Source organism: Salinivibrio sp. PR5, assembly GCF_001996085.1.
Classification (GTDB): domain Bacteria; phylum Pseudomonadota; class Gammaproteobacteria; order Enterobacterales; family Vibrionaceae; genus Salinivibrio; species Salinivibrio proteolyticus.
The window spans coordinates 1-26,601 of sequence record NZ_MUFK01000005.1; the positions used below are offsets into that span (position 1 = coordinate 1).

The 26,601-nt window shown below is 51.6% G+C and carries 25 protein-coding genes and 1 rRNA gene; 16 read left to right on the forward strand and 10 right to left on the reverse strand.

Going from position 1 to position 26,601, the window contains the following annotated elements; translation table 11 throughout:
- Positions 1-148, reverse strand: a 16S ribosomal RNA gene (locus BZG82_RS03160); the annotation flags it as partial.
- Between the two features lie 527 nt (positions 149-675).
- Here BZG82_RS03160 and BZG82_RS03170 point away from each other — a divergent pair.
- Complete coding sequence (locus tag BZG82_RS03170) at positions 676-1,008, forward strand: SMR family transporter (protein WP_077663351.1); 333 nt, start codon at positions 676-678, stop codon at positions 1,006-1,008.
- A gap of 78 nt (positions 1,009-1,086) precedes the next feature.
- Here BZG82_RS03170 and groL read toward each other — a convergent pair whose 3' ends face one another.
- Positions 1,087-2,733, reverse strand: coding sequence for a chaperonin GroEL (groL, locus tag BZG82_RS03175; protein WP_077765149.1), 1,647 nt, complete (start codon positions 2,731-2,733; stop codon positions 1,087-1,089).
- 43 nt (positions 2,734-2,776) lie between these two features.
- Positions 2,777-3,067: a co-chaperone GroES gene (locus BZG82_RS03180; RefSeq protein WP_069586954.1), complete on the reverse strand. Its 291-nt coding sequence runs from the start codon at positions 3,065-3,067 to the stop codon at positions 2,777-2,779.
- Between the two features lie 219 nt (positions 3,068-3,286).
- Between BZG82_RS03180 and BZG82_RS03185 the strand changes: the two genes are divergently transcribed.
- On the forward strand, positions 3,287-4,636 hold the full coding sequence (locus BZG82_RS03185) for an MATE family efflux transporter (protein ID WP_077663349.1): 1,350 nt from the start codon (positions 3,287-3,289) through the stop codon (positions 4,634-4,636).
- On the opposite strand, the gene BZG82_RS03190 is transcribed toward BZG82_RS03185, so the two are convergent.
- Complete coding sequence (locus BZG82_RS03190; RefSeq protein WP_338012742.1) at positions 4,606-5,094, reverse strand: MarR family winged helix-turn-helix transcriptional regulator; 489 nt, start codon at positions 5,092-5,094, stop codon at positions 4,606-4,608. The two genes, BZG82_RS03185 and BZG82_RS03190, sit on opposite strands and share 31 nt — an antisense overlap.
- A gap of 232 nt (positions 5,095-5,326) precedes the next feature.
- Here BZG82_RS03190 and BZG82_RS03195 point away from each other — a divergent pair, with 232 nt between their 5' ends.
- From BZG82_RS03195 to BZG82_RS03210, 4 genes are read left to right on the forward strand one after another with little or no spacing between them, the layout of a single operon-like run.
- Complete coding sequence (locus BZG82_RS03195; RefSeq protein ID WP_046074551.1) at positions 5,327-6,466, forward strand: homogentisate 1,2-dioxygenase; 1,140 nt, start codon at positions 5,327-5,329, stop codon at positions 6,464-6,466.
- Between the two features lie 14 nt (positions 6,467-6,480).
- Positions 6,481-7,467, forward strand: a complete 987-nt coding sequence (locus BZG82_RS03200; protein ID WP_077765150.1) for a fumarylacetoacetate hydrolase family protein — start codon at positions 6,481-6,483, stop codon at positions 7,465-7,467.
- 60 nt (positions 7,468-7,527) lie between these two features.
- Positions 7,528-8,148: a maleylacetoacetate isomerase gene (maiA, locus tag BZG82_RS03205; protein ID WP_077765151.1), complete on the forward strand. Its 621-nt coding sequence runs from the start codon at positions 7,528-7,530 to the stop codon at positions 8,146-8,148.
- A 9-nt stretch (positions 8,149-8,157) separates the two neighbouring features.
- The gene (locus tag BZG82_RS03210; protein WP_077765152.1) at positions 8,158-10,116 is read left to right on the forward strand and encodes an acetoacetate--CoA ligase; all 1,959 of its coding nucleotides are present in this window, start codon (positions 8,158-8,160) and stop codon (positions 10,114-10,116) included.
- A gap of 69 nt (positions 10,117-10,185) precedes the next feature.
- Here BZG82_RS03210 and BZG82_RS03215 read toward each other — a convergent pair whose 3' ends face one another.
- The gene (locus BZG82_RS03215; protein WP_077456074.1) at positions 10,186-10,701 is read right to left on the reverse strand and encodes an FxsA family protein; all 516 of its coding nucleotides are present in this window, start codon (positions 10,699-10,701) and stop codon (positions 10,186-10,188) included.
- Positions 10,702-11,007: 306 nt separating this feature from the next.
- Here BZG82_RS03215 and aspA point away from each other — a divergent pair, with 306 nt between their 5' ends.
- Complete coding sequence (aspA, locus tag BZG82_RS03220; RefSeq protein WP_420876441.1) at positions 11,008-12,459, forward strand: aspartate ammonia-lyase; 1,452 nt, start codon at positions 11,008-11,010, stop codon at positions 12,457-12,459.
- Between the two features lie 70 nt (positions 12,460-12,529).
- Here aspA and BZG82_RS03225 read toward each other — a convergent pair whose 3' ends face one another.
- Positions 12,530-13,840: an anaerobic C4-dicarboxylate transporter family protein gene (locus BZG82_RS03225; RefSeq protein WP_077765153.1), complete on the reverse strand. Its 1,311-nt coding sequence runs from the start codon at positions 13,838-13,840 to the stop codon at positions 12,530-12,532.
- Positions 13,841-14,262: 422 nt separating this feature from the next.
- Between BZG82_RS03225 and BZG82_RS03230 the strand changes: the two genes are divergently transcribed.
- Positions 14,263-14,532 carry a type B 50S ribosomal protein L31 gene (locus BZG82_RS03230; protein ID WP_077479088.1) on the forward strand — a complete coding sequence of 90 codons (270 nt, stop codon included), beginning with the start codon at positions 14,263-14,265 and terminating at the stop codon, positions 14,530-14,532.
- Positions 14,529-14,672, forward strand: coding sequence for a type B 50S ribosomal protein L36 (gene ykgO, locus BZG82_RS03235; RefSeq protein WP_077639285.1), 144 nt, complete (start codon positions 14,529-14,531; stop codon positions 14,670-14,672). Before BZG82_RS03230 ends, ykgO begins: the two co-directional genes overlap by 4 nt.
- Here the strand turns inward: ykgO and BZG82_RS03240 are convergent.
- Positions 14,669-14,962 carry a DUF2218 domain-containing protein gene (locus BZG82_RS03240; RefSeq protein WP_077765154.1) on the reverse strand — a complete coding sequence of 98 codons (294 nt, stop codon included), beginning with the start codon at positions 14,960-14,962 and terminating at the stop codon, positions 14,669-14,671. The genes ykgO and BZG82_RS03240 overlap by 4 nt on opposite strands.
- 43 nt (positions 14,963-15,005) lie before the next feature.
- The gene (locus tag BZG82_RS03245; protein ID WP_077765155.1) at positions 15,006-17,018 is read right to left on the reverse strand and encodes a TonB-dependent receptor domain-containing protein; all 2,013 of its coding nucleotides are present in this window, start codon (positions 17,016-17,018) and stop codon (positions 15,006-15,008) included.
- A gap of 185 nt (positions 17,019-17,203) precedes the next feature.
- Between BZG82_RS03245 and BZG82_RS03250 the strand changes: the two genes are divergently transcribed.
- The 7 genes from BZG82_RS03250 (at position 17,204) to BZG82_RS03280 (ending at position 22,913) form a co-directional block, all read left to right on the forward strand.
- A complete protein-coding gene (locus tag BZG82_RS03250) occupies positions 17,204-18,178 on the forward strand; it encodes a helix-turn-helix domain-containing protein (protein ID WP_158075975.1) in 975 nt (324 codons plus the stop codon).
- Between the two features lie 48 nt (positions 18,179-18,226).
- Complete coding sequence (locus BZG82_RS03255; RefSeq protein WP_077479083.1) at positions 18,227-18,742, forward strand: thioredoxin fold domain-containing protein; 516 nt, start codon at positions 18,227-18,229, stop codon at positions 18,740-18,742.
- A gap of 87 nt (positions 18,743-18,829) precedes the next feature.
- Positions 18,830-19,462: a response regulator transcription factor gene (locus tag BZG82_RS03260; RefSeq protein ID WP_077479082.1), complete on the forward strand. Its 633-nt coding sequence runs from the start codon at positions 18,830-18,832 to the stop codon at positions 19,460-19,462.
- A 37-nt stretch (positions 19,463-19,499) separates the two neighbouring features.
- The gene (locus BZG82_RS03265) at positions 19,500-20,132 is read left to right on the forward strand and encodes a MarC family protein (RefSeq protein WP_077765157.1); all 633 of its coding nucleotides are present in this window, start codon (positions 19,500-19,502) and stop codon (positions 20,130-20,132) included.
- Between the two features lie 180 nt (positions 20,133-20,312).
- On the forward strand, positions 20,313-20,579 hold the full coding sequence (locus BZG82_RS03270) for a DUF4212 domain-containing protein (protein WP_069586971.1): 267 nt from the start codon (positions 20,313-20,315) through the stop codon (positions 20,577-20,579).
- A gap of 12 nt (positions 20,580-20,591) precedes the next feature.
- A complete protein-coding gene (locus BZG82_RS03275; protein WP_077456064.1) occupies positions 20,592-22,319 on the forward strand; it encodes a sodium:solute symporter family protein in 1,728 nt (575 codons plus the stop codon).
- 72 nt (positions 22,320-22,391) lie between these two features.
- Positions 22,392-22,913 (forward strand): hypothetical protein, encoded by a 522-nt coding sequence (locus BZG82_RS03280; RefSeq protein ID WP_077663338.1) that lies wholly within the window; start codon positions 22,392-22,394, stop codon positions 22,911-22,913.
- A gap of 6 nt (positions 22,914-22,919) precedes the next feature.
- Here BZG82_RS03280 and BZG82_RS03285 read toward each other — a convergent pair whose 3' ends face one another.
- Positions 22,920-23,144 carry a hypothetical protein gene (locus BZG82_RS03285; RefSeq protein WP_077765158.1) on the reverse strand — a complete coding sequence of 75 codons (225 nt, stop codon included), beginning with the start codon at positions 23,142-23,144 and terminating at the stop codon, positions 22,920-22,922.
- Positions 23,144-26,590: a hybrid sensor histidine kinase/response regulator gene (locus tag BZG82_RS03290; RefSeq protein ID WP_077663336.1), complete on the reverse strand. Its 3,447-nt coding sequence runs from the start codon at positions 26,588-26,590 to the stop codon at positions 23,144-23,146. The genes BZG82_RS03285 and BZG82_RS03290 overlap by 1 nt, the downstream gene beginning before the upstream one ends.
- Between the last annotated feature and the right edge of the window lie 11 nt (positions 26,591-26,601).

A 26,601-nucleotide genomic window follows, 5' to 3' on the forward strand; every position in this document is an offset into this window, starting at 1 on the left:
AGGGCAGGTTCCCAGCCGTTACTCACCCGTCCGCCGCTCGACGTCCAGTAAATCCACCGAAGCTTCAATACTGCCGTTTCCGCTCGACTTGCATGTGTTAGGCCTGCCGCCAGCGTTCAATCTGAGCCATGATCAAACTCTTCAATTAAAGTTTTTTCGAAACCGAAGTTTCAGCTCAATGAATACTGATTACTGTTTCTCTCCAAAGAGAAAAACGAATTGACTGTGCTCCTGTTGGCATTCACTTTTAAAAAAGTGAAATCAAAACAGCTCAAGGCTGTACCAACATGAATTGGTCACTCAGTTCATCGAATAAATCTTTTTGTCTATTCTCAACGAGTGCCCACACAGATTGCATAGGTCAAATTGTTAAAGAGCGTGTCGATTTAGTGGTCGGCATTTCGTGACTTGCGTCTCATTGCCCCGTCGACAGGAAGCGCAGTATAGAGATTTCAGTTTTTCCCGCAACCCCTTTTTGCAAAAAACTTTTCGTTAGCGCAAAAAGTGAACAAAAACGGTCGTTTTGTTTAATAAACCAGCAAAAACCGTCCCACTTTCGCTTACCAAGCTTCCTATTATAGTACCCACCCTCAGCTCTTTCCATAAAATGTGGCATACATCATACATTCGGGCTGGTAGCATAGTCGCTCTGTTTCTCACTAGGGAGTCATCGATATGAAGCATTGGCTTTTTCTGGGGTTTGCCATCGTGGCAGAGGTGATTGCAACCGCATCACTCAAAAACAGTGACGGCTTTTCTAAGCTCGTCCCTTCCGTATTAGTGGTGGTGGGATACAGTTTTTCCTTCTATTTGCTTGCGCTAACACTCCGAGCGATCCCTGTGGGTATTGCTTATGCCATCTGGGCTGGCGCCGGTGTGACTTTGATAGCGCTCATTGGTTGGTTGGTCTTCGGTCAGAAGCTTGATACGCCTGCGGTGATTGGAATGACGCTGATTGTTGCCGGTGTGGCCGTGATGAATTTATTTTCATCTGCATCTCCGCACTAGTTATCACGCCCACTGACGGTCGAACTAAAACAAAAAACCCAGCCGAAGCTGGGTTTTTCTTGTTCAGGGGAAAGGCAATTACATCATGCCGCCCATTCCGCCCATGCCACCCATACCAGCAGCGCCCATATCAGCACCGCCGTCTTTTTGTGGCAAGTCAGTAACCATTGCTTCGGTGGTGATCATTAGACCAGCAACAGAGGCAGCAAATTGCAGTGCACTACGAGTCACTTTGGTTGGGTCAAGAATACCCATTTCGATCATGTCACCGTATTCACCGGTTGCGGCGTTGTAACCATAGTTACCGTCACCTGCTTTCACATTGTTCGCAACCACTGAATCTTCGTCACCCGCGTTAGTCGCGATTTGACGAATAGGCGCTTCCATGGCGCGCAGTGCAACACGGATACCGACGTTTTGCTCTTCGTTATCGCCTTTCAGCTCGCCAACTTTGCTAGCGGCACGGATAAGCGCAACGCCACCACCGGCAACCACGCCTTCTTCCACTGCCGCACGAGTCGCGTGCAGAGCATCTTCAACGCGATCTTTCTTCTCTTTCATTTCGACTTCGGTCGCTGCGCCGACTTTGATCACTGCAACACCGCCAGCCAGTTTGGCGACGCGCTCTTGCAGTTTTTCTTTGTCGTAGTCTGAGCTCGCTTCTTCGATTTGTTGACGAATTTGAGCAACACGCGCTTCGATAGAGGCTTGTTCACCAACACCATCGATAATGGTGGTGTTGTCTTTAGTGACAGTGACACGCTTAGCTTGGCCTAGATCTTCCAGCGTCACTTTCTCCAGTTCCATGCCAATCTCTTCTGAGATCACGGTACCAGCAGTCAGTGTCGCGATGTCTTGTAGCATTGCTTTACGACGATCACCAAAGCCAGGGGCTTTCACGGCAGCAACTTTCACGATGCCACGCATGTTGTTAACCACCAAGGTAGCCAGCGCTTCACCTTCAACATCTTCTGCGATGATCAGCAGTGGACGAGAGGCTTTAGAAACCGCTTCTAGCGTTGGTAGCAGCTCGCGGATGTTAGACACTTTTTTGTCAATCAGCAGGATAAATGGGTTATCCAGCTCAACGTTGCCAGCTTCTTGGTTGTTGATGAAGTAAGGAGACAGGTAACCACGGTCGAACTGCATGCCTTCAACAACGCTCAGCTCGTCTTGCAGAGATTGGCCTTCTTCAACAGTGATAACACCGTCGCGACCTACTTTGTCCATGGCTTCAGCAATGATCTTACCCACAGTCTCATCTGAGTTGGCAGAGATAGTACCCACCTGAGCGATCGCATTGCTGGTTGAGCAAGGTGAAGACAGTTTTTTCAGCTCTTCAACCGCAGCAACCACCGCTTTGTCGATACCACGCTTCAGATCCATTGGGTTCATGCCCGCAGCAACCGCTTTCAAGCCTTCATTGACGATAGATTGCGCCAATACAGTTGCAGTGGTCGTACCGTCACCTGCCGCATCATTTGCTTGTGAAGCGACTTCTTTTACCATTTGTGCGCCCATGTTCTGGAACTTGTCTTCCAGCTCGATTTCACGGGCAACAGACACGCCGTCTTTGGTGATAGTTGGCGCACCGAATGATTTGTCTAGAACAACGTTACGACCTTTAGGGCCTAGTGTGACTTTCACGGCATCCGCCAGAACATTCACACCTTCGAGCATTTTCGCACGCGCGTCGTCACTAAATTTAACGTCTTTAGCAGCCATGATTCTATTCCTTTCTTACGTTCTTGATTGGAGGTGAAATGAATTACTCAACGATTGCCATAATGTCGCTTTCTGACAGGATCAGGACTTCTTTACCGTCGATTTTTTCACTCTTAGTACCGAAGCCTTCAGAGAAGATAACAGTGTCACCCACTTTAACGTCCAATGGCTGCACGTTGCCGTTTTCAAGAATACGGCCATTGCCTACCGCCAGTACTTTACCGCGAGTAGACTTTTCTGCAGCAGAACCAGTTAACACGATGCCGCCTGCTGATTTAGACTCAGCTTCTTGGCGCTCAACGATAACGCGATCATGTAGTGGACGAATGTTCATCGGTCGTCTCCTGAATTAGTAATGATGTTCCGTTTGATGAAGTAAGTATGCACACAGGCCGTTCATGCGTCCGGTTCCTGATGTAATTCCCTATGTGGGGACGCCCTTTTTCTTTCCCAAGGGTTTTACAGCAATTTTTTTGATTTTTTTTACCCGGCAGCTTCCTCACCTAGGTGCGATCCGCTAGGGTAAGCCGTCCCAACCCAGTGATCAGAGATTATGAACGACAAACACGGGCTGCTGTCCGCCCCGATCAACCTCACATTGCGTAAGATGACCGTGCCCATGGTATTTGGGCTGTTCGCGATCATCATGTTTAATGTGGTGGATACCTTCTTTATTTCACTGCTTGGCACGGAAGCACTCGCTGCGGTGAGCTTCACCTTTCCCATCACCTTTGCAGTTAACTCCATCACGCTAGGATTAGGGGTCGGCATTGCCGCCTTGGTCGCGCGATTACTCGGCCAGGGTGATCATCAAGATGCCGCGCGGGTCTCGAGTCATGGTTTGATCTTGGCGGTACTCATGGTGATGGTCGTCGGTTGGTTAGGAGCCGCCACCATCAATCCGGTGTTCTCAGCGTTGGGGGCAAGCGATAACTTATTGCCGTTAATCCACGATTACATGCAGGTGTGGTATCTCACTATTCCATTGCTCGTCGTGCCGATGGCAGGGAACGCGGCTATCCGCGCCACGGGCGACACGAAAACGCCGGCGAAAATCATGATGATCTCTGGTGTCATTAATGGCGTGCTCGACCCCTTACTGATTTTTGGCTTGGGCCCATTTCCAGAACTGGGAGTGCAAGGGGCGGCCATCGCCAGCGCCGTCAGTTGGGCGGGGGCATTAGTTGCCGCGCTGAGTATTCTTATCCGCCGCGAGCGACTGTTGATGGCGCCACAATGGACGAAACTGGCGACTGATGTGCGTCAGATCCTTAAAATTGGTATGCCGGCTGGAATGACCAATGCCTTAAACCCGGCCGCAGGTGCCATTTTAATGATGATGCTTGCCTCACAGGGAACAGAAAGTGTTGCCGCCTATGGCGCCGCTCAACGCATTGAAGCCATTTTATTAATTGTGATGATGGCGATGACGTCATCGCTCACGCCCTTAATGTCACAAAACTTTGGCGCGCAATACCATCAACGGGCCTTTCAGGCGCTGTTTAGCGCGATGCGTTTTGCCATCTTGTTTCAGTTTGCCTTGTACTTGTCGCTGTGGCCTTTTATCGATCTGATTGCGGATGTATTCAGTGACGATGTGCGGGTTCAACAAGAAATTGCCCACTATTTAATGGTGGTCCCGGCCAGTTACGGCTTACAAGGCACCTTGATGTTATTGGTCGGCGGCCTGAATGCCATGAAACGTTCGCTGCATTCGTTCGCCTGCAACCTCGTCCGTTTGTTTGTCTTCTTAGTACCTTGTGCGTGGTTGGGCGGCATGGTCAACGGCACCCATGGCTTGTTTGCGGGCATCGCCATTGCCAACCTGCTGGCGGGTATTATGGCGTACCTCTATGCTGTGGTGTTGCGCCGTCAGACACTCGCGGCATCATTGCCCGTCTGAGCCAGCTCTTGAACGCGATGCTGCAGAGCATCTAGCGCCTGATAAAGCGCTTGATACTGCGCCGCACTGAGTCCCTCGAGCATGGCTTTTTCCCACTCCAGTACTTTGGGAACAATGGTCTGGTAATGGGTGCGGCCTTTGTCGGTCAAATGGACTAACGCGGCGCGCTGATCACCTTGGCATGCGCGTCGCTCTACCAACTGATGCTGCTCTAAACGGGTAAGCAAGCGCGACACTTTCACTTTATCCAGCCGTGTTTCTGCGGCTAAATCTTTCGCCATCACGCCATCCCGTGCGCCCAAAGAGGCCAGCACGCGCCATTCTGGACGCGACAATCCAAACTCTGCTTCGTAACGTGCCGCAAGACTGTCGGCCACCAACTCCGCCGTGTGGACCAACTTATACGGCAAAAAACTATCGAGTGCTAAATGAGGAAGGGTCATATCAGTTAGTTTCAAATGAAATCATATAACCTACTTTACGAGAGGCTTAGATAAGATGCAAAGGTAGTGCTTTGTTTACACTTATGATTTTTAAGCGGCAAAAATACTGAACACATAAGGTAAAATATTTGTTAACAATGCGTTGCTTTTTCTTATCTCTGATCGCTAGTATAAACGGATATATTGTTTCTTTTGAAACTATTTGGCGGTCCCAGTGAGCTCGGCCGCCCAGCACAAGGAGCGAGTTATGCGAAAGTGGTTTTCATTCCCCATTCGTGAAGGGGATGCCTCACGTCAAGCCCACTGCGACTTTCCCGAGGGAACCTACGAGCGCGAGTGTGGTAAGGAAGGCTTTTTTGGCCCGGCGAGTCATATGTATCACCGCCATCCCCCGACGGGCTGGAGCGAGTGGGAAGGGCCATTGCGACCGCATGCTTTTGACACCAACCGAGTTGAAACTCAAGGCACGTCACCAATGGATGCACCGGTGCTGTTATCCAATGCCAACGTTCAGGTTCGCTTATGGCGCACCGATACCGCCATGTCTTATCTGGTGCGCAACAGTGATGGCGACGATTGCTTATTTGTCCATCAGGGCGAAGGCTCGCTGTATTGCGATTATGGCCACTTGCGCTATACCAAAGGCGATTATTTGATCATTCCTCGCGCCACCAGCTGGCGACTGGTGCCGGATGAGGCCACCACCTTGTTGATGATTGAAGCGACACACGGCTCCTACATGAGCGCCGAACGAGGCATTGTCGGCGAACATGCGGTGTTTGACCCCGCAGTGTTAGAACATGCACGCATTGACGATAGCTTTAAGGCCCAGCAATCCGACAGCGAAAGCTGGCAGGTGATGATCAAATCGCGCCAGCAGCTTAACCGTGTCACTTATCCTTATAACCCACTCGATGCCGTGGGCTGGAAGGGTAACCTCACCGTGTTCCGACTCAACTGGCGAGATATCCGCCCATTAATGAGCCATCGTTATCACTTGCCGCCATCGGCGCACACCACCTTTGTCGCACAAGGTTTTGTGATTTGTACCTTTGTCCCCCGCCCGATCGAGTCCGATCCTGGCGCACTGAAGGTGCCTTTCTACCACAATAACGATGACTATGATGAGGTACTTTTCTATCACCAAGGTGACTTTTTCAGCCGCGATAACATTGATGCCGGCATGGTGACCTTACACCCTTGTGGCTTCCCACATGGTCCTCACCCAAAAGCCTTTGCCGCGGGCAAAAAGCATCAGAAAAAAGAGACCGATGAAGTGGCGGTGATGATCGATACCCGCATGCCACTTGATATGGGCGACGCGGCGAAAGCCACCGAGCTGACCGATTATGTTTACTCTTGGCGCACGCCAAGTGACGCAGAATAGCGAAGGAGAAAGCAATGAAACTGGCTTCACTCAAACACGGACGTGATGGCAAATTGATTTTGGTCTCTCGTGACCTTACTCGCGCCGTCCACGCCGACGATATTGCGCCCACACTACAAGCGGCACTCGATAATTGGGCGGCCCTTGCGCCCAAACTGACTCAGCGTTACGACGCGCTCAACGACAACCAAGTCAGTGAGTCCTTTGCCTTTGACCCAAGTGTCTGCGACTCACCACTGCCCCGCGCCTATCAGTGGGCGGATGGTAGCGCCTACGTTAACCACGTTGAACTGGTGCGCAAAGCACGCGGTGCACAAATGCCTGAGAGTTTTTGGACTGACCCACTGATGTATCAAGGCATGTCTGATGGCTTTCTCGGCCCACGTGACGAGATTGAATTGGTCGATGATGCGTGGGGTTGTGACTTTGAAGCCGAGCTTGCCGTGATCACCGATGATGTGCCCATGCACCTTAGTGCTGACAAAGCGGGCCAACACATTAAACTGCTGATGCTGGTCAACGACGTTTCACTGCGCAACCTGATCCCCGGCGAGCTTGCCAAAGGGTTCGGCTTTTTCCAATCTAAGCCCGCCTCTGCATTTTCACCGGTGGCGGTTACCCCAGATGAGCTGGGCGATCACTGGCGCGACCATAAAGTCCACTTACCGATGCATGTCACCCTCAACGGCGAATGGTTTGGGTCACCCGACGCGGGTGTCGATATGACCTTTGATTTTGCCCAGTTGGTCGCGCATGTGGCGAAAAGCCGCCATGTCAGCGCTGGGACCATTATTGGCTCCGGCACCGTCTCCAATACCGATCGCAGCAAAGGATCGTGCTGCTTAGCCGAAAAGCGCATGCTGGAAATTATCGACCAAGGCGAGGCAAAAACTCCGTTTATGACCTTTGGCGATAGCGTCACCATCGATATGCGCGACAGCCAAGATGCGTCTATTTTCGGCGCCATTGAGCAAACTGTGACCCGTTACATCGCAGAGTAACCTTGATGCGCGCCTAGTACCTCTGGGCGCGCTTTACGTTGACGCCGCCTAGGAGCTTGTATGCTGCTTTATGATTACAGTAAGTCGACCGCGGCCTACCGCGTCCGCATCGCCCTTGGCCTTAAAGGCCTCAGCTACCAACGAGAAACCGTGTCCCTGCTGGATAAACACCAGCACAGCGACGCCTATCGTTCGCTCAATCCCGCCGGTTTAGTGCCTACCTTGGTCGATGGCGATGTCACCTTGAGCCAATCGCTCGCCATTATCGAATACCTCGACGAGCGCTATCCACAGGTAAAACTGCTCCCCAATGATCCCGTGCAAAAAGCCCAGTGCCGATCTCTGGCGCTCGACATTGCCTGTGATGTGCATCCACTCAATAACTTACGGGTTCTGCAATACTTAACCGGCCCCTTTGGCCACAGTGATGATGACAAAATCACTTGGTATCACCATTGGCTAAAACAAGGGTTCGATGGCTTGGAAGCCAAACTACAGGGATTAGACAGCCCCTTTATCGGCGGAGAAGCGCCTAATTTGGCCGATATTTGTTTGGTCGCGCAGCTGTTTAATGCACGCCGATTTGCGTTTGATTTAACGGCCTACCCAACTTTGACGCGCATTGAATCACAATGCCAAACGCTGGATGCATTTATACAGGCACACCCTGATAAGAGCTAAGGAGAGGACATGAAAGACGGATTGTTGTGGGCGCCGGATAAGGAACGTCAAACCCACACCTTACTCGCCGCGTTTATCCGTGCCGTGAATCAGACTCACGACACCCAGCTGAGTGGCTATGACGATCTTTATGCATGGTCAGTGCGTCAAAGCGGCGATTTTTGGCAACAATTATGGCAATTTTCCGGCGTGATCGGCGATCCGGGCGAGAGAGTGTGCGATATCGACCCCGAGCACCCTAATCGGGATAGCCAGTGGTTTCCCACCGCACGTCTGAACTATGCCGAAAACCTGCTCAAGCACGCAGAGCAATATGCCGACCAACCAGCGATGATTTTTAGCGGTGAGCATGAGGCAGCACGCACCCTCACTTGGCGCGAGCTCGTCGATCAGGTGGCGGTCATCCGTCACTACCTAGATACGCAAGGCGTTCAACCGGGCGATGTGATTGCCGGCTATTTACCTAATCTGCCTGAAACCGTGATTGCGATGCTTGCCACCGCAGCACTGGGCGCGATTTGGACCTCAACCTCACCGGACTTTGGCGTCGACAGTGTGTTGGACCGTTTTGGCCAAACCGAGCCCAAAGTGCTGTTTACCACCGATCACTATCATTACAACGGCAAAACCTATGACTGCCTGCATAAAGCGCAGCAGGTGGTGGATAACGTACCGGCCATTGAGCGCCTAGTGGTGATCCCTTTTGATGGTGATCGACCTTCTTTACCTGCTAGCGTGGATAACTGGCAAGACTTATTAGCCAAGGACGCGCCGCCGCTTCGCTTTACCCGCGTGGCGTTCAATGCGCCACTCTTTGTGCTGTACTCTTCCGGCACCACGGGTAAGCCCAAGTGCATAATTCATTCGGTGGGCGGGATATTGCTCAATCATTTGAAAGAGCATCAGCTCCATTCGGATGTGCGCCCCGGCGATCGCTTTTTCTATTTCACCACCTGCGGCTGGATGATGTGGAATTGGCAGGTCAGTGCCTTGGCAAGCGGCGCGACCTTAGTGCTTTATGATGGCTCGCCGTTTTATCCGGATGCGGGGGTACTTTGGCGACTGGCCGAGCGGCATCAGATCACCCTTTTTGGTACGGCGGCGAAATACTTAGAGGCATTGGAAAAACAAGGGGTGGCGCCAAAAGAGGATTACTCGCTGGCGTCGCTACGCGTCCTATGTTCGACCGGCTCGGTACTTGCGCCCGAGCAGTTTGATTATGTCTATCAAAAGATAAAGTCTGATCTGCAGTTAAGCTCGATTGCGGGTGGCACCGACATTTGTGGCTGCTTTGTTCTTGGCAGCCCGCTGTCACCGGTTTATCGCGGCGAAAGCCAAAAGCGCGGCTTGGCGCTCGATGTACAAGTGTTTAACGCCCAAGGCCAAGCGGTCGAGGAGCAGAAAGGGGAGCTGGTGTGTTGTAATAGCTTCCCCAACCAGCCGGTTGGCTTTTGGCACGATACCGATGGCAGCCGCTATCACAACGCCTATTGGAACAAGATTGATGATATCTGGTTTCATGGTGACTATGTACGCCTGACCGCACAAGGTGGCATGGTGTTCTATGGACGGTCTGATGCGGTATTGAACCCAGGCGGGGTACGAATTGGTACGGCGGAAATCTATCGCCATGTGAATCAGCTTAGCGAGATCATGGATTCGGTGGTCATCGGCCAGCAATGGCAAAATGATGTCCGCGTGGTGCTATTCGTCAAACTCGCCGCCGGCGTGACACTGGATGAGCCACTCAAGCAAACCATCAAAAAAACCATCCGCACCCAGTGCACGCCGCGTCACGTTCCCGCCGTAATTGCCGAGGTGAGCGATATTCCACGCACCAAGTCAGGGAAACTGGCCGAGTTAGCGGTGCGCGATGTGGTCCATGGCCAAGACGTGGCACAGTTAAGCGCACTGGATAACCCAGCATCACTCGACCAATACCGTCAGCGCCCCGAGCTCAACGAGTAAGCTGACGCCATGATCGAAAAAGGCCGCATCTTCATGCGGCCTTTTGGCTGGGCTTAATCCCGACATGGCTTAGCGCAGGCGATGGTCATCGTCGTCATCTTTGCGCTCATATTCACCCTCAAAGGTATTGCCATCCTCACCACGGCCTCCGCGACGGAAAGGATCCTCACCAAAAGGTCCTTGCGCATTGCCCCCTTGATGGAAGCTACCTTGGCTAAAGCCTGCTTGAGACACAGTGACGCGCTTCATCACTTGTTTGGCGAGCGCGGCTCGCGGCCCAGGTAAAAGCACCAACATCCCCATCGCATCGGTCATAAAACCTGGCGTTAACAGCAGCACACCGGCGACGGCCAGCATCACGCCTTCAAGGATTTGCTGAGCGGGTAATTCCCCTCGGTTGAGCCTGTCTTGCACCGAAGCCAAGGTCATAATGCCTTGGCTTCGCACCAAAGACGCACCGACAAACGCGGTAATCAAAACCAGCGCCAGTGTGGGCCACAGCCCCAGCCAGCCACCAACCTGAATAAACAGGCCAATTTCGATCACTGGCACCAAAATAAATAGCAGTAATAAAACTGGAAACACGGTTCACCTCGCACTGGAAATTCACTTTTCATCCTAACATCAAAATCACGCAAAAGCCGAATCGGGAAAGTGGATTTACTGCTTGAATCTCGCGGCAAGAAAGCGCATTTTGTTATCGCCTCCTCTTAGTGCTGTGACCGGTGTCAGCCCTTTTCACCACATCATATGCTCTAATAGCGGCGAAAGGATGTAAGAGACGATACATCCAGCCAAAATCTCTGAGGAATGGATTCTACAGCAAAATTTGTGGCGACGTTTTAATCATTATAATAACTTTGATGTTAAGGCCAACACATGTCTCAGACGATTATTACACCCAATGATACCCCTACGCTGACTACTGCAACCCGCCTTGAAGAAGACTTACTCGGTCAACGCGCTGTTCCAGCCGATGCGTATTACGGTATTCACACCTTGCGCGCCATTGAGAACTTTACCATCTCAAGTACCCGTATTTCAGACATTCCCGATTTCGTACGCGGCATGGTTTACACCAAAAAAGCTGCCGCGATGGCAAACCAAGAACTCGGCGTGATCCCTTCTGATGTCGGTGACTACATTATCAAAGCCTGTGACCAGATTTTGGAAACGGGTAAATGCATGGATCAGTTCCCCTCGGATGTCTTCCAAGGCGGCGCAGGCACCTCAGTGAACATGAATGCTAACGAGGTGATTGCCAACCTTGCGCTTGAACTGATGGGGCATGAGAAAGGTGACTATGATGTGATTAACCCCAACGACCACGTCAATAAGAGCCAATCGACCAACTGTGCGTACCCCACCGGCTTCCGAATTGCGGTCTACAACAGCATTCTCAAATTGATGGATGCGATTGATTATCTGCAAAACGAATTCAACAAAAAAGCGGAGACTTACTCTCACGTACTGAAGATGGGCCGCACCCAGCTGCAAGACGCAGTACCGATGACGGTCGGACAAGAGTTCAAAGCCTTTTCGGTACTACTGCGTGAAGAGATTAAGAACATTAAATATACCGCCGCACTGCTGCTCGAAGTTAACCTCGGCGCGACCGCGATTGGCACCAAGTTGAATGCCGCAGAAGGCTATCAGCAACTGGCGGTAAAACATCTGGCTGAAATCACAGGTCTGCCATGTATCCCGGCCGAAGATTTGATTGAAGCCACGTCAGACTGTGGCGCGTATGTCATGGTCCACGGCGCGCTGAAACGCTTGGCGGTGAAACTATCGAAGATCTGTAACGACTTGCGTCTACTCTCCTCGGGCCCACGTGCGGGACTCAATGAGATTAACCTACCCGAAATGCAGGCAGGTTCGTCCATTATGCCCGCCAAGGTTAACCCAGTGATCCCCGAGGTAGTCAACCAAGTGTGCTTTAAGGTGATGGGCAACGATACCACCATTACGTTTGCCGCCGAAGCCGGCCAACTTCAGCTTAACGTGATGGAACCCGTGATTGGACAGGCACTGTTTGAGTCTATTTCCATTCTGGCGAATGGCTGCCGGAACTTGGGTGAGAAGTGTGTAAGCGGGATTACCGTCAACCAAGAGGTGTGCGAGCACTATGTGCACAACTCGATTGGTATTATCACTTATCTCAACCCCTTTATCGGCCACCACGAGGGCGATATTGTCGGTAAGATTTGTGCGGAAACAGGAAAGAGCGTGAAAGAAGTGGTGCTAGAACGCGGGTTAATGTCCGAAGAAGAACTTGAAGACATCTTCTCCGTCGACAACCTGATGCATCCCAAGTATCGCGGTAAACGCTTTAACGCCTAAGTGAATAACGGTTATCTGATCAACAAGGGCGCTCAATGCGCCCTTTTTATTCGCCTGTCTTTCTATTGGCTTACAGCACCTGAGTGAGTAACAAACCGCAGGCAATGCTGAAGACCATACTGAGCAACCCTGGCACCATAAAGCTGTGGTTAAACACATATTTGCCAATCTGAGTCGTCCCTGTTCGGTCAAAATCAATAGAAGCAATGATAGGACCATAATTGGGGATAAAGAAGTAACCATTTACCGCCACAAAGGTCGCGATGATAATTGAGGGTGGCAGACCCAGTGTAATCGCTACTGGCACCAGCACAGCCGTTGTTGCACCTTGGCTATTCACCATGACCGATAGCGCAAACAAGGCAAAGGCGAACGTCCAAGGCGCCACCTCAACCAAGCCAGACACGGCTTCTTTTACCATATCCGCATGCCCACCAATCAAGGTGTCACCCAGCCACGCAATACCAAAGATAGCGACAATGGCACGCATACCCGCATGAAACACCGAACCTTGGCTAATCGCATTGCCATCCGGTTTACAGGTCAAGATGATCAGTGCACCGACTGACAGCATCACAATTTCAATGGTGTGCGCCATGCCAAGAGGCTCGCCGTCAAACGCTGGGCGCAACGAAGGAAACGCCCCCATTAGCACCACGGTAATGGCCCCGAGTAAAAATAAGGTCACCGATTTTTTCGCTTCCGGCGTCACCTCGACCTCTTCCACGGTCGACGATGCTTCCATTTCTGCGCGAAATGCGGGGTCTTGAAGGCGGCGTTGGTATTCAGGATCGTCTTTAAGCTCTTTGCCAAGCTTATTGACGATCACACACGCAAGCGCAAGACCGATAAAGGTACTGGGAATGGTCACTGACAGCACATCGGTGAGCGTAATCCCTTGTGGCTCTAAAAAGGCCACGCAGGCCACCACAGCAGCAGCGATGGGGCTAGCCACAATCGCAAATTGCGAGGCGATAACCGCCATACTTAATGGGCGTGCTGGGCGAATGCCACTACGGCGGCTCACTTCCGCAATCACAGGCAACACGGAATAAGCAACGTGTCCTGTCCCCGCCATCATGGTAAAGACATAGGTCACTAAGGGGGCAATAAAGGTAATGTGACGCGGGTTTTTACGCAAAATCCCCGTGGCAATTTTAATCAGAAAATCAAGACCACCGGCTGCCTGCATACTGGCCGCAGCGGCAACAACAGCCATGATCATCAGCATGACATCAATCGGTGGATGCGTGGGTTGCATACCAAACCCAAAACTTAATATCGCGAGGCCAACCCCGCCCATCACACCTAAACCAATGCCGCCAATTCGGGCACCAATCAAGATGCAGCTGAGTACCACTAAAAACTCAACCAAAAACATAACGCTCTCCTACTCTGGATAGTTGGGCCCAATTTCCTTACTAGCCAACGCCATGATCGTCTGTCATTTCGCCCTGATGTCGCCAACGTTAACCAGTGTTATTGGGATATGAGTGTCGAGACGGTTCCTTGTCTGTGCATCATCATGATGTTTGCCTTCCGTGAAGGGGATGTGCACGCATGCGCAGCATCATGGATGACAGGCTATCCGTGAGCAGTAACACGCGTGTTGATATAAGTAATAAAAACTAACACTTTTGCGCCCTTCATAACAAAAAGTTCGTAAAATGAGATCTTTAACGCAGATTGTTTCGCCAATGCCTGCTGGGTTATTGATCAATTCACCGCTTTCTCACCCTTAATTNCCCTTAATTGTTATGATATAACATAACAATTAAGTACAACGAAAAGAGGCGCTTCACGGTGAAAAAAGATATCCACCCTCCGTATCAACAAGTCGTGTTTCATGACACCAGTGTCGATACCTATTTTATGATTGGTTCAACCTTGCAAACGTCACGTACCATTGAGTGGCACGACGGTAAAACCTATCCCTATTTTCCACTCGATGTCTCGAGTGCATCGCATCCGGTGTACACGGGTAAACAGCGGGTCACAAACAAAGAAGGACGCGCGGCACACTTCGCCCGCAAGTTTGGCCAAATTGGTGGCAGCCAAAAGGAGAGGTCATGAAGGTCGTGAACTCACTGAAAAGCGCCCGCCAGCGTCACCCTGATTGTCAGGTTGTCCGTCGTCGCGGGCGCATGTTTGTTATTTGCAAAACCAATCCACGTTTTAAGGCGGTGCAGGGGCGGGCAAAAAAACGCGTCTAAGCGTCGGCGACGCACTGCCACTGATGGGGCAGTGCTTCTCGGCGAGCAAACATCTTGATGTGGCTGCTTACCGTTTCAGTCACTAAGGTCAAGTTCGCCTCATCGTCGGCGTGGCATGTAACACGCAACTGGGTCCCTTGTAACTGCATATCGCACACACCCGCAGGGAAATGTACACGTCCTGTTTGCTCATCCCAGCTCGCCTCGACTTTGCGACCAAAGTGACGACACAAGGTCTGCAAGTAACGTGGGGCATGCTCGGACTCCATCATCGTTGTCATACTCGGCATACGTTCTCCTTGGTAGGCTGGCATAGATGCCAGCCTCATCGCGTTAAAATTGATAGGACGCCGTCAATTTAATGTTGCGGCCAGGCTCGTAATCGAGAATTTCTGCGCCTCGTTCACCTGACGTTGACGCATGCGAGCGATAACGACTGTCAAACAAGTTGTCGATCCCTGCCGTCAAAGTGAACCCGTCTACCGTCATTGGTTGCCACTGAGCGAACACGTTGTGTACTGTGTAGCCCGGTTTGGTCAAGTTGCTATCAGGAACCGTGGTCGAGCGCTGAATTTGGGTGTTCCACCCCAGCAGCACATCCCAGCTGTTCAACGCGTAATCCGCATTCAAGGCAAGGGTATCGCCGAGGTGGCGAGCGCGACCAAAAATTTGATCCAGTTGATACGCCTCTGAATAACTCACATCCGTGCGACTGTAACTGGCTGACGCCGTCCACTGCTGCCATGCCCAATAGGTACTGGCTTCAAAGCCACGATAGGTAGCATCGCCACGGTTGGTGGTTTCATAAGCCCAATTACCACTGCCATCTTTGTAACTACGCACCACAATTTCATCATCGAGCTCAGTGCGAAACACCGTCAGATTGGCGGTTAACAAGTAGTCTTCTTGCGCCGCTGCGTTTGAGAGGCGCACACCAATTTCATCGGTCCGGCCATGCTCGGCTTTCAAGTCTTTATCCGCGCTTTCACTCAGTGCTGTGGTGGTGAATGATTCATTCAACGGCGGCGCTTTGTGCAGCTCTCGACTGTTGGCAAACAGGGTGAGATAGTCGTTAGCGACAAACTCTGCACCCAAGGCCAGCGACACATCATCGTAACGCTGACTCGAGCTGGTCGCTCGACGATCAAAGCTGTCATAACGTACCGCTGGCGTCACAGAAAAGCGTGAGGTCAGCGCTATCTTGTCTTCCACATACAGCGCAATCTTGTCGGCCGATTCCAAAATCTGTACACCCGGTTTGGCAAATTGGGTGTCGTTGTCTTGGTTTTCATAGTGCGCACCGTACGCGAGCTGATGATCGCCAATACGCTGCGATACACTGAGTTTTACCCCAATATTGGTGTCTTCTGCCACGTTAACGCCTTTGCGGTCAGCCAGAAATGGGTGGGTCGCAAATTCGGTTTCATCACGGGTGAGTGACAGCTGGTTATAATAGGCCAGCGCTTTTAATTCGATGGTTTGTGACGGCGTGTATTCATAGTTGATCGTCGCGGTATCACGATCGTAGGTCACTGGCAGGGTCATTTCGCCCGTGCGATTACGGTTGAAGCTCACGCCCATATCAGGACGCGGCAGGTAATCGCCCTTGTCGCGGTACTTGTCATAACTGACTTCAAAGCGATGCCCACTCTCAGGCTCCCAACCTAGTTTCACTAAGCCATTAGTGACCTCACCTTCACCGCCGAAGGTACGATGCCCATTGCCGTCTTTAAAGTTGTCGCGATCAAAACGGCTGATATATGCCATCGCATCCCATTCATCACTCAACAACCCATAAACGGTCAACGAGCCTTGCTGGTAATCGTTACTGCCCCAGCCCCCACTTAGGCGTGCCCCAAATGTCTCATTCGCACGCAAGAGATCGTACGGATCTTTGGTTTCAAACGCGACCGCGCCCCCTAGCTCGCTGGTGAGAATCGACGATGCGCCCACCGCGACATCAACACGCTGCAAAATGTCAGGATTTAAAGTGAGGTTGCTGATGTGGTGGAACATTTTACCGCCTTGTGAGGCGCCATCGACGGTGATATCCAGATCTTGTTCGGTAAAGCCACGGATATTAATGCGCTGGGTGAGCGAGTGCGTGCCGCCCACATCCACACCGGGAATATCACGCAATAAGTCAGAGAGGTGATCGGGCTGCTTCACGGTAAGATCGGCCTCCCCCAGATAACGGGAGGAGCTAGACACTTTTGTGCCCCACACGGACACCGTTTCTATGCTTTCACCTTCGGGGCTATCAGCCATCGCAGAGGGACACAAAGCACTGGCAATGCTCAGCGCAAGCAAAGCCGGACGCGCCTTGACGGGAAGTAACAACGTCATAATTCATTTCCTTCTTGGGTAACCCAAACAACTAAATGATACTAATTCGCATTTATGTTAACGTTTAAGTGATTTTCAGGAAGAAAAAAGAATTATGTGCGTGCATCAAGCTTTTATGCGCAGAGCTTTTATGTGCAGAGCTTTTATGCATAGCGCGTTGATGCAGCATGTTAAAGGGGAAAACTATGGCAGCACCCGTGTCTGTTGTTTGCGCACAACGAGAATCCAGCACAGAGGGTCACGCCGAGATCATGGCTAACCACTCGCAAGGAACGCAATCTTTGGTACGTGGGCAGTTCTCACATACCTTATGCCCAGGTGGATTGCAGATCGATGGCGGGATCACCGATGAGTTATGTGATGCCAATGTGCTCCACCGTGCCCATCTGGGGATCACGCTAGTGATAGTACTCGAGGGCGTGCTAGAGTTTGCCTACGATGGCCACACCTATCGGTGTGATGCACGCCACCAGCCCCAAGCGCTTGCCGTCTCCGTGGGTCGTGATAGCACCTTTCGCCGTCGCTTGATTGAAGGTAACCACCTGAAAAAAGTGAACATACTGCTGTCACCTGAATGGCTTAATGGCTATGCAGACGAGCAAGCCTTGCCACTGCTTAGTGGCTTGCATCGCCATCATTTAGGCAGTGTACGCTGGCAACCGAGTACCTCCACACTTGACTCCATTCGCGCCTTATTGCCCAGTATTAATCGGCAACATGAGGCTGATCCCCTGACCCAGCATCTACATGCACTCACCATCATCAAGCATCTGTGTGACCAAGCCGCTCATCGGATCATTGAGCCTGTTGTCGAACACATCCCTACCACCCATGAACCGCAAGTCGCAAAAGCCGTCGCGTATATTGAGACCAAACTGCATACCGCATTGACCTTATCGACCATCGCGCAGGCTTGCGGCCTGAGTCGCAGCACACTGCAGCGTCGTTTTCGTACCCATCTGGGCGTGCCCGTGTCTGATTACATTCGGCGCCGCCGGCTCGCGGTGGTCAAAGAAAAGTTACTGCATGAGGCAATGTCAATTGGCGAAGCGGCTTACTGGGCGGGCTACCATCATCCCTCTAATTTCGTCACCGCATTTAAGCGTCAGTTTGGTATGACGCCCGGGCAGTTGATCCAGTCGCACACCCATGCGGTGTGATCATGGTATTTGTGTATACTCATCCTATTAGCATGAAAAGGAAAAAGTATGAGACAGGGTCGCCGCTTCGCACTGACGGCTGGGGCGTTGATTGCCGCATTAGGCGCCAGTGCGCTTTATATTGTTCACTCGCAACAAGCCACCGCGCCTGCAAACGCATCGCATACCGTCGAGGCGCCAACGTTTGTGACCGTCAACAGCCAAACAGCGCTTGATGCAGAGCTCGCCAACGCAGCCGCGAGTCAGAAAATCGCCTTTGTCGATTACTACGCCGATTGGTGCATTCCGTGTAAGCAGTTCGCCACACAAACCTTTACCGATCCCGACGTGGCTCAGCAACTTAACCGCATGCACCGGATTAAAGTGAACCTTAGCCATAATCGTCCTGAAGATTTTGCCCTTATGCGTCGCCAAAATGTAGCGGGCTTACCCACCCTCGACTTTTGGCTACCCAGTGGTGAACGGCATGAAACCGCACGCGTAACCGGCTTTTTACCTCCCGAGACATTTCTCTCCCATCTTTCTGAACACGGACTCATGGTTCGGGCTAAAAGCAAGGAATGATCAATCTCTTAGTTCCTTTGTTACAAAATTGATAAACCGCACACCCAGTGGTAGCGTTGAAAGAAACACGGGAGCGGCATAAACACCATGGAAGCGCAACATACCATTGTGATCGCTGACGATCATCCGCTGTTTCGAAATGCCTTATTTCAATCAGTGCATATGGCTGTTAGCGGCGCGAATCTACTCGAAGCAGATAGTCTGGATAGTTTGAACGATCTATTAGCACGCGATGCCGAGGTCGATTTAGTGCTACTGGATCTAAAAATGCCGGGGGCCAATGGCATGTCGGGATTAATTGCCCTGCGTCACCAATACCCGACGCTGCCGATTGTGGTAGTCTCCGCCAGTGAAGAGCCCAGCGTAATCCGTCAAGTCCGCTCCCATGGCGCGTTCGGTTTTATTCCTAAATCCAGCGATATGCGTACGCTGGTACAATCGTTAACCCAAGTCCTCGAAGGCACCCCCTGCTTTCCTGATGATTTAGGTGACGATGACGACAGTGAATGCTTGTCGAGCAAATTAGCCGCCTTAACGCCGCAACAATACAAAGTACTACGTATGCTTTGCGATGGCTTGCTGAATAAGCAGATCGCTTACGACTTGGCGGTCTCCGAAGCCACTATCAAAGCCCATATGACGGCGATTTTTCGCAAGCTTGGGGTAAAAAATCGCACCCAAGCGGTGATTTTATTGCAGCAATCGAATATCGAACTTTGATACGCTAGCGCCACATCTCGACCTTGGAGCGCCGCTTATGTTAAGTATTCTTGCTACGCAATTCGTGATTTTATGGGCCGTGATCGATCCTGTCGGTAGCGTGCCCATCTATCTGTCGCAAACCAGCCACATGTCCCCCAAACAAAAGCGCCGCGTGGCCGTAAAAGCGGTAGCGATCGCGTTCGCGATTTTATTGTTCTTCTTAATTGTCGGTCAGCTTTTACTCGAAGCCATGCAAATCCCTTTGCCCGCCTTTCAGGCGGCAGGCGGGCTGGTATTGCTGTTATTTTCTTTAACCATGATTTTCGGCGAAGGCAAGCCTAGTCAAGAAGCCAAAATGCTCAGCGAAAACGTGGATAAGGCCGAGATAGCCGCCACCGCGGTGTATCCCTTGGCAGTGCCGTCTATCGCCTCACCTGGCGCGATGATGGCCATTGTCATGCTCACGGATAACAACCGCTATGCCATTGCTGAGCAAGCCATTACTGCCGGAGTGATGTTCTTAGTCTTAGTCGCGACCTTGGTCTTACTCCTCGGGGCCAATGTAATACACAAAGTGATCGGTAATGTCGGCGCCTCGATTGTCAGTCGTGTCATGGGGCTAATCCTCGCCTCCGTCGCCGTTGCTAATTTGCTCGAAGGGATCCAAAAGTTTTATCACCTGACTTAGACCTTTGGCGCAAGTCGTGGCTAGCTCACCCCGAGCTAGCCCAACCTAGCTCACAAAAATCCTGTCTTTTCGCCATATTGGCGCGCTTGTGGCTCGACTAAAGTTGCAATGTCGCTTTGCCCATCCACTGCTATCGTCTTCATGTAACATTTCATTAACGTGTTAAACAAGGAGATGGCGATGGCGTTTCAAAGCAAGGAACACGCGAAAGCCTACTGGGAGAGAAACGTAAAACTGATGATCAGCTTGCTGATTGTCTGGTTTGTTGTCTCATTCGGTTTTGGGATCTTATTCGTAGATGCCCTCAACACGATTCAAATCGCAGGCTATAAATTGGGATTTTGGTTCGCTCAACAAGGCTCAATTTATACCTTCCTTGGCATCATTTTTGTGTATGCCAAACAGATGCGCAAACTCGATCGCGAGTTCGGTGTAGACGACGAGTAAGAGGGAACACGCATGGATTTAAGAACCATTACTTACATTGTTGTCGGGTTCACGTTCGCCCTCTATATCGGGATTGCGATCTGGGCTCGAGCAGGCTCAACCAAAGAGTTTTATGTCGCTGGCGGTGGGGTTAACCCCGTTGCAAACGGGATGGCCACCGCAGCCGACTGGATGTCAGCAGCCTCCTTCATTTCTATGGCCGGTTTGATTGCCTTTATGGGTTATGGCGGCTCGGTCTTTTTGATGGGCTGGACCGGTGGCTTTGTGCTGCTCGCCCTACTCCTCGCACCTTACCTGCGTAAATTTGGCAAGTTTACCGTCCCCGAGTTTGTCGGTGAGCGCTTTTATTCGAAAACCGCGCGTATCGTGGCGGTGGTTTGCTTGATTATCGCTTCGGTCACTTATGTTATCGGTCAGATGAAAGGGGTTGGGGTCGCATTTGGACGCTTCTTGGAAGTCGATTACTCCACTGGGCTGTTAATCGGTATGGTGATTGTCTTTATGTATTCGGTGATGGGCGGGATGAAAGGCATTACTTATACCCAAATTGCTCAGTATTGCGTACTTATTTTGGCGTATACGATCCCTGCTATTTTTATCTCGCTGAAGCTCACCGGCAATCCGTTCCCACAGTTAGGCCTGGGTAGCACCATGGCAGGTACGGATCAGTATTTGCTCGACCGGCTCGACCAAGTGGTCACCGAGCTCGGTTTTGTCGAATACACTACCGCGGTGCGTGGCAGCACGCTCAATATGTTTGCCTACACCATGTCGCTGATGATCGGTACCGCAGGTCTACCTCACGTAATTATTCGCTTTTTCACCGTTCCTAAGGTGCGCGATGCGCGAACCTCTGCTGGCTGGGCACTCTTCTTTATCGCGATTTTGTATACCTCAGCCCCTGCAGTCGCCGCGATGGCTCGCTTAAACTTGATGGACACCGTCAATCTACCTAATGGTGATAATTTGCTGTACGACGAGCGTCCGGACTGGTTTAAAAACTGGGAAACTACTGGCCTGCTCGGTTTTGAAGACAAAAACGGTGACCAGAAAATTCAGTACACCTCTGATCCAGAAACCAATGAGCTGCGTGTTGACCGCGATATCATGGTGCTCGCTAATCCCGAAATTGCCAAGCTGCCTAACTGGGTGATTGCACTAGTGGCTGCCGGTGGTCTTGCTGCGGCACTGTCGACTGCTGCGGGATTGTTGCTTGCGATATCGTCAGCCATATCCCACGACTTAATCAAAGGGGTCGTTAACCCGAATATCAGTGAAAAAGGCGAGCTCATGGCGAGCCGGATATCCATGGCATTAGCCATCGCCGGTGCTGGCTATTTGGGACTGAATCCGCCTGGCTTCGCCGCTGGTACAGTGGCACTGGCCTTTGGTCTCGCCGCTTCATCAATCTTCCCAGTCCTGATGATGGGGATCTTTACCAAGACCATCAACAAGGAAGGCGCGATCGCCGGGATGGTTGCAGGGATCAGTGTCACCCTGTTCTATGTATTCCAACACAAAGGGATCCTATTTATCCCTGAATGGACATACCTAGAAGGTCTTGGCAGCAATTGGATCTTAGGGATTGAACCTAATGCATTTGGTGCCGTCGGTGCAATCTGTAACTTTGTGGTGGCTATCCTCGTTTCTCGCGTGACCAAAGAAACCCCACAAGAAGTGCAAGATTTGGTCGAACATGTTCGCATGCCATCGGGCGCAGGCGATGCGCAATCACACTAATACGGTATTAACCTATCAAGCCCCTACGGGGGCTTTTATACTATTGGTTACTTCCAGCCAAGGAGAGGCCTGATGTCAACGGTCACACGATTATTAACGAACAAGCATGTCGTCATTGCGATGCTGGTTGCGCCAGTCTTAGCCATCATCGCTTATTTTGCCGTCGATGCCAGTGTGTCTGAGCCCCCTCAAGCGGCCCAGTCAGGACAAAGTTACCCGCTTGCGGTTCGCTCAAATTGTCGTTACACCAGTGGCTTTTGTCAGCTTGAAAATGGCGATATAAAGTTAAAATTAGAATCTGACGGCGTGCAGAATAATCGGCTAACACTGCGTTTAGCGAGCGCGTTACCCCTCGAAGGCGCGAGGATCAGCATGGCGCATACAGGCAACGAGCCTCAGCCACAATCAATGCAAGCGACAGATGAAACCGGCACGGTTTGGCAGGTGTCGCTTCCCGCCCCCGCCAATGAGCAAGCGCAAATTCGACTCGCAGTGAGTGTGGATGGTAGCTACTACTTTGCCGAGGCACCGACCACTTTTATTGAGCATAAAACATTCTACAGCGAGCATCAAAAAGCACAGGACGCGTCCTAACCTTTGCTACGCATCACTTCCGATTAAGTAGCCACGAATGGCGTGCACGATCGTGGCGACTTTATGCTCATAGGCCTGCTCCGTCAGCCAGTGGTTCACGTCCGTCCAGCCATTGCTGTCCAAATGGGCAAGGTCGTCTATGTCGATATGTCCATCCACGGGATTAAACCGACCTTCCACTCGGACCGTGCCAATGTCTGTGTCGAGACGAGAAATACTAAATGGATCCATTACTGTCCTCGTTGCTGTAATAAAGCGCGAAGTTTGAGTGGTTTTACTGGCTTGGAAATGTAAGCAAACCCCAGTCCAGTGACCGATTGTTGAATGTCAGCACTGCGATCTGCGCTGATAATCGCGCCACGGAAACAGCGCCCTAAACGCAACTGACATTGTTGTAAGACCTGCAACCCCGTTTGTTGATTAGCTAAATGGTAGTCACTGAGCACAAACTCTGGGTGCCAATCATCATTAATTTGTTGCATCGCGCCACTGACATCCGGCGCACAACGGACATCACAGCCCCAGCGTGACAATAGCTGTGCCATGCCGGTTAGAATATCGGCTTCGTTATCCACACACAGCACACGGCATCCTTTCAGCGCACTCGCTGCAACATCACTGTGTGAGCGCGGCTCGGCGGGCACCACGGCCTCGGGAGTGCCTTGATCAACCGAGATAGAAAAAACCGTGCCTTTGCCGGGCCAAGAGCGCAACCCAAGCGGCTGCTGTAAGATCTGGCTGATCCCTTTCGCGATCGCAAGTCCCAGCCCCAATCCTTGCTCTGCACCTTGACGGTCAAGGCGAGTAAATTCTTGGAAAATATCTTGCTGACGATCATGCGGGATCCCTGCTCCATCATCCCACACTTCAATACGGTATCGGTTTTCTTCGCGACGTACTCCCAATAACACCCGCCCCCTCGGGTTATAGCGAAAGGCATTGGTCAAAAAGTTTTGCAGTACGCGGCGAAGCAGTTTTTTATCTGAACGTACCCAACCTTGGCAGTGTTGAACATCAAAGCGCATGCCTTGTTGGTTGGCCAATACGCCAAACTCTGCTTCCAATGCCGTGAGTACATCATTTAATGCAAAGTGTTCAATCCGTGCTTTCATCTTGCCCGACTCTAATCGCGAGATATCCAGCAAGTCACCAATCAAATCCTCTGCCCCTTCCAGTGCGCTTTCAATGTGGCCAGCAACCCGTTGCGTGTCGGCATTATGGGCAATCTCCGATAGCGAGGAGGCAAATAAGCGCGCCGCATTCAAAGGCTGCATCAAGTCGTGACTGACCGCCGCGAGAAAACGGCTTTTCGACTGAGACGCCGATTCAGCTTTACGGGTGGCATCAATCAAACGGCTATTGAGGGATTCAAGCTCACGGGTGCGCTCCGTCACTCGTGCTTCCAAGGTTTCATTGGATTGCTTAAGCGCCGCCTCCGCTTGGCGAAACGCAGTAATGTCGGTAAAGGTCATCACGAACCCACCACCGGGCATGGGGTTACCTTGGAGCTCAATGACCCGTCCATCAGGGTGCACACGTGAGGAGGTATGCGGCTGACGGCGTGTTAAATGATGGACTCGTTTCTCTACATGCTCTTCCGGATCGCCCGGTCCACAAAGTCCGCGTTGGGCATTAAAGCGAATCAAATCAGCCACCGGGCGTCCCACCTGAATCAATCCGGGTGGAAACTGAAACATATCAATATAACGTTGGTTCCACGCCACCAGCCGTAGCTGTTTGTCGACCACCGAGATCCCTTGATTAATATGTTCAATAGCGCCTTGGAGCAAACCGCGCGAGAAATCAAACAACTCAGACGCTTCATCAACAATGGTGGCAATTTCTTCCAGCTGCATATTCCGCCCTTGTAAGGCAGACGATAGCACCAGCCGCGCAGACGATGCCCCAAACACTCCCGCCAACACGCGTTCAGTATGACGAATCAAAGGGGCACTTGCTTGCTGTTGCGGGATCAAGTCTTCGCCACGTTGATCGGCAAATTGGCTAAATGCCTGACGCATCCGCCGCCGGCCGACAAAACGGGCCGCAAGCATTTCCAGTTCTGCCACCGTGACTCGACTTTGATATAGGCGTGCATCTTCACTTTCTGGTAGCGGCATGCCCACAAACGCGGCGGCTTGCAGTCGCTCACTCAAAGACGGTCGGGTTAACAGTGACACGGCCACAAAACTGGCAGCGTTCATTAACACACTAAATGCCAAGCCCCAATCGATGGGATCTAGCGTTGCAATAGGCGCAATCGCCGGTGGTGTGATCACCCAAATCAACAAGTTGCTCTGCCCATCGCCGGCAAGCATCCCGGTTTGCGTCATCATGGTGATCAGCCACAAGCTAAATCCTACCGCCAAGCCGGCATACACGCCTTTCTTATTACCTTGGCGCCAATATAAGGCACCGATCATCGCGGGAGCAAACTGCGCAATGGCCGCAAAAGAGAGAAAGCCAATTTCTGATAAAGTTGGCACCGTTAAAATCAGGTGGTAAAAGCCCCAAGCGGCAATAAGAATCAGGAAAATTAAGGCGCGACGGACGTTGAGCAAAAGGCCAGAGAACTGCGTGAAGTTACGCGACGTCATCTTCATCCGCCGCAGCAAAAGGGGCAACACCAGATCATTCGAGACCATAATGGCAAGCGCAATGGTCGAGACAATGACCATACCACTCGCCGCTGATGCGCCCCCCATGAAAGCCAATAACGCCATGCCTTCGGCACCAACCGATAAGGGCAAACGAATCACATACGTATCCGCTGGGGCGTCTGGGATCAGCATTTGTCCGGCGTACGCGAGTGGCAAAACAAATACCAACATCAGTAATAAATAGGTAGGGAATACTTTGCGGGCAGTATTGAGATCGCTGGCACGGGTATTCTCCACCACCATGGTATGAAACTGGCGCGGCAAACAAATAATGGCTGCGGCCGTTAGAAAGGTATGAATGATTAAATTACCAATATCCGGCCGTCCGATTACGCCAGACTCTTCGAGACTCATGGGCAAGCTCGGCGCTTGAAACAAGAGTGCCACCACAAATACGCCAATGCCCAAAAAGGCGACCAGTTTGATCACCGATTCAAACGCAATCGCCATCATCATACCGCGATGGTGCTCGGTGCTATCGATATGGCGTGTACCGAATAACACGGTGAACATCGCGAGCGAGATGCATACCAACCATGCTACTTGGGGTTGCTCTAGGCCAATACTGGCTCCGAGCTCAGGCGAAAGCACATCTAACCCCATAGCGATACCGCGCAGCTGCAGCGCGATATAGGGCAGAACACCGATGACAGCAATCAAGGTAACCACCACCGCCAATCCTTGTGATTTGCCATAACGTGCCGCGATAAAGTCGGCAATCGAAGTGATGTGCTCTCGTTTGGCAATTAAGATCATGCGGGCGAGAAAGCGCCATCCCAGCGTGAACACTAAAATGGGCGCTAAATAGATAGGTAAAAACGACCACGGCGAGCTAGAGGCTTGACCGACCGTACCGAAGAAAGTCCACGAGGTACAATAGACCGCGATAGAAAGGCTATAGATCCAAGGGCGCCACGTTCGTAGCCAACGCGGGCGGCTGTCGCCATACCATGCGATGGCAAACAGCGTCCCCATGTACAGTAGTGAAACCGAGACAATTACCCAGCCTTGTGTCATGACTCCCTTCC

Coding starts and splice junctions, on each gene's coding strand:
- BZG82_RS03280 (WP_077663338.1), top strand. CDS start 22,392: ATGTCAACGGTCACACGATTATTAACGAACAAGCATGTCGTCATTGCG.
- BZG82_RS03245 (WP_077765155.1), bottom strand. CDS start 17,018: ATGACGTTGTTACTTCCCGTCAAGGCGCGTCCGGCTTTGCTTGCGCTG.
- BZG82_RS03200 (WP_077765150.1), top strand. CDS start 6,481: ATGAAACTGGCTTCACTCAAACACGGACGTGATGGCAAATTGATTTTG.
- BZG82_RS03240 (WP_077765154.1), bottom strand. CDS start 14,962: ATGCCGAGTATGACAACGATGATGGAGTCCGAGCATGCCCCACGTTAC.
- BZG82_RS03265 (WP_077765157.1), top strand. CDS start 19,500: ATGTTAAGTATTCTTGCTACGCAATTCGTGATTTTATGGGCCGTGATC.
- BZG82_RS03195 (WP_046074551.1), top strand. CDS start 5,327: ATGCGAAAGTGGTTTTCATTCCCCATTCGTGAAGGGGATGCCTCACGT.
- BZG82_RS03270 (WP_069586971.1), top strand. CDS start 20,313: ATGGCGTTTCAAAGCAAGGAACACGCGAAAGCCTACTGGGAGAGAAAC.
- BZG82_RS03285 (WP_077765158.1), bottom strand. CDS start 23,144: ATGGATCCATTTAGTATTTCTCGTCTCGACACAGACATTGGCACGGTC.
- BZG82_RS03290 (WP_077663336.1), bottom strand. CDS start 26,590: ATGACACAAGGCTGGGTAATTGTCTCGGTTTCACTACTGTACATGGGG.
- BZG82_RS03180 (WP_069586954.1), bottom strand. CDS start 3,067: ATGAACATTCGTCCACTACATGATCGCGTTATCGTTGAGCGCCAAGAA.
- maiA (WP_077765151.1), top strand. CDS start 7,528: ATGCTGCTTTATGATTACAGTAAGTCGACCGCGGCCTACCGCGTCCGC.
- BZG82_RS03225 (WP_077765153.1), bottom strand. CDS start 13,840: ATGTTTTTGGTTGAGTTTTTAGTGGTACTCAGCTGCATCTTGATTGGT.
- BZG82_RS03275 (WP_077456064.1), top strand. CDS start 20,592: ATGGATTTAAGAACCATTACTTACATTGTTGTCGGGTTCACGTTCGCC.
- BZG82_RS03260 (WP_077479082.1), top strand. CDS start 18,830: ATGGAAGCGCAACATACCATTGTGATCGCTGACGATCATCCGCTGTTT.
- BZG82_RS03250 (WP_158075975.1), top strand. CDS start 17,204: ATGGCAGCACCCGTGTCTGTTGTTTGCGCACAACGAGAATCCAGCACA.
- BZG82_RS03210 (WP_077765152.1), top strand. CDS start 8,158: ATGAAAGACGGATTGTTGTGGGCGCCGGATAAGGAACGTCAAACCCAC.
- BZG82_RS03170 (WP_077663351.1), top strand. CDS start 676: ATGAAGCATTGGCTTTTTCTGGGGTTTGCCATCGTGGCAGAGGTGATT.
- ykgO (WP_077639285.1), top strand. CDS start 14,529: ATGAAGGTCGTGAACTCACTGAAAAGCGCCCGCCAGCGTCACCCTGAT.
- BZG82_RS03185 (WP_077663349.1), top strand. CDS start 3,287: ATGAACGACAAACACGGGCTGCTGTCCGCCCCGATCAACCTCACATTG.
- BZG82_RS03255 (WP_077479083.1), top strand. CDS start 18,227: ATGAGACAGGGTCGCCGCTTCGCACTGACGGCTGGGGCGTTGATTGCC.
- groL (WP_077765149.1), bottom strand. CDS start 2,733: ATGGCTGCTAAAGACGTTAAATTTAGTGACGACGCGCGTGCGAAAATG.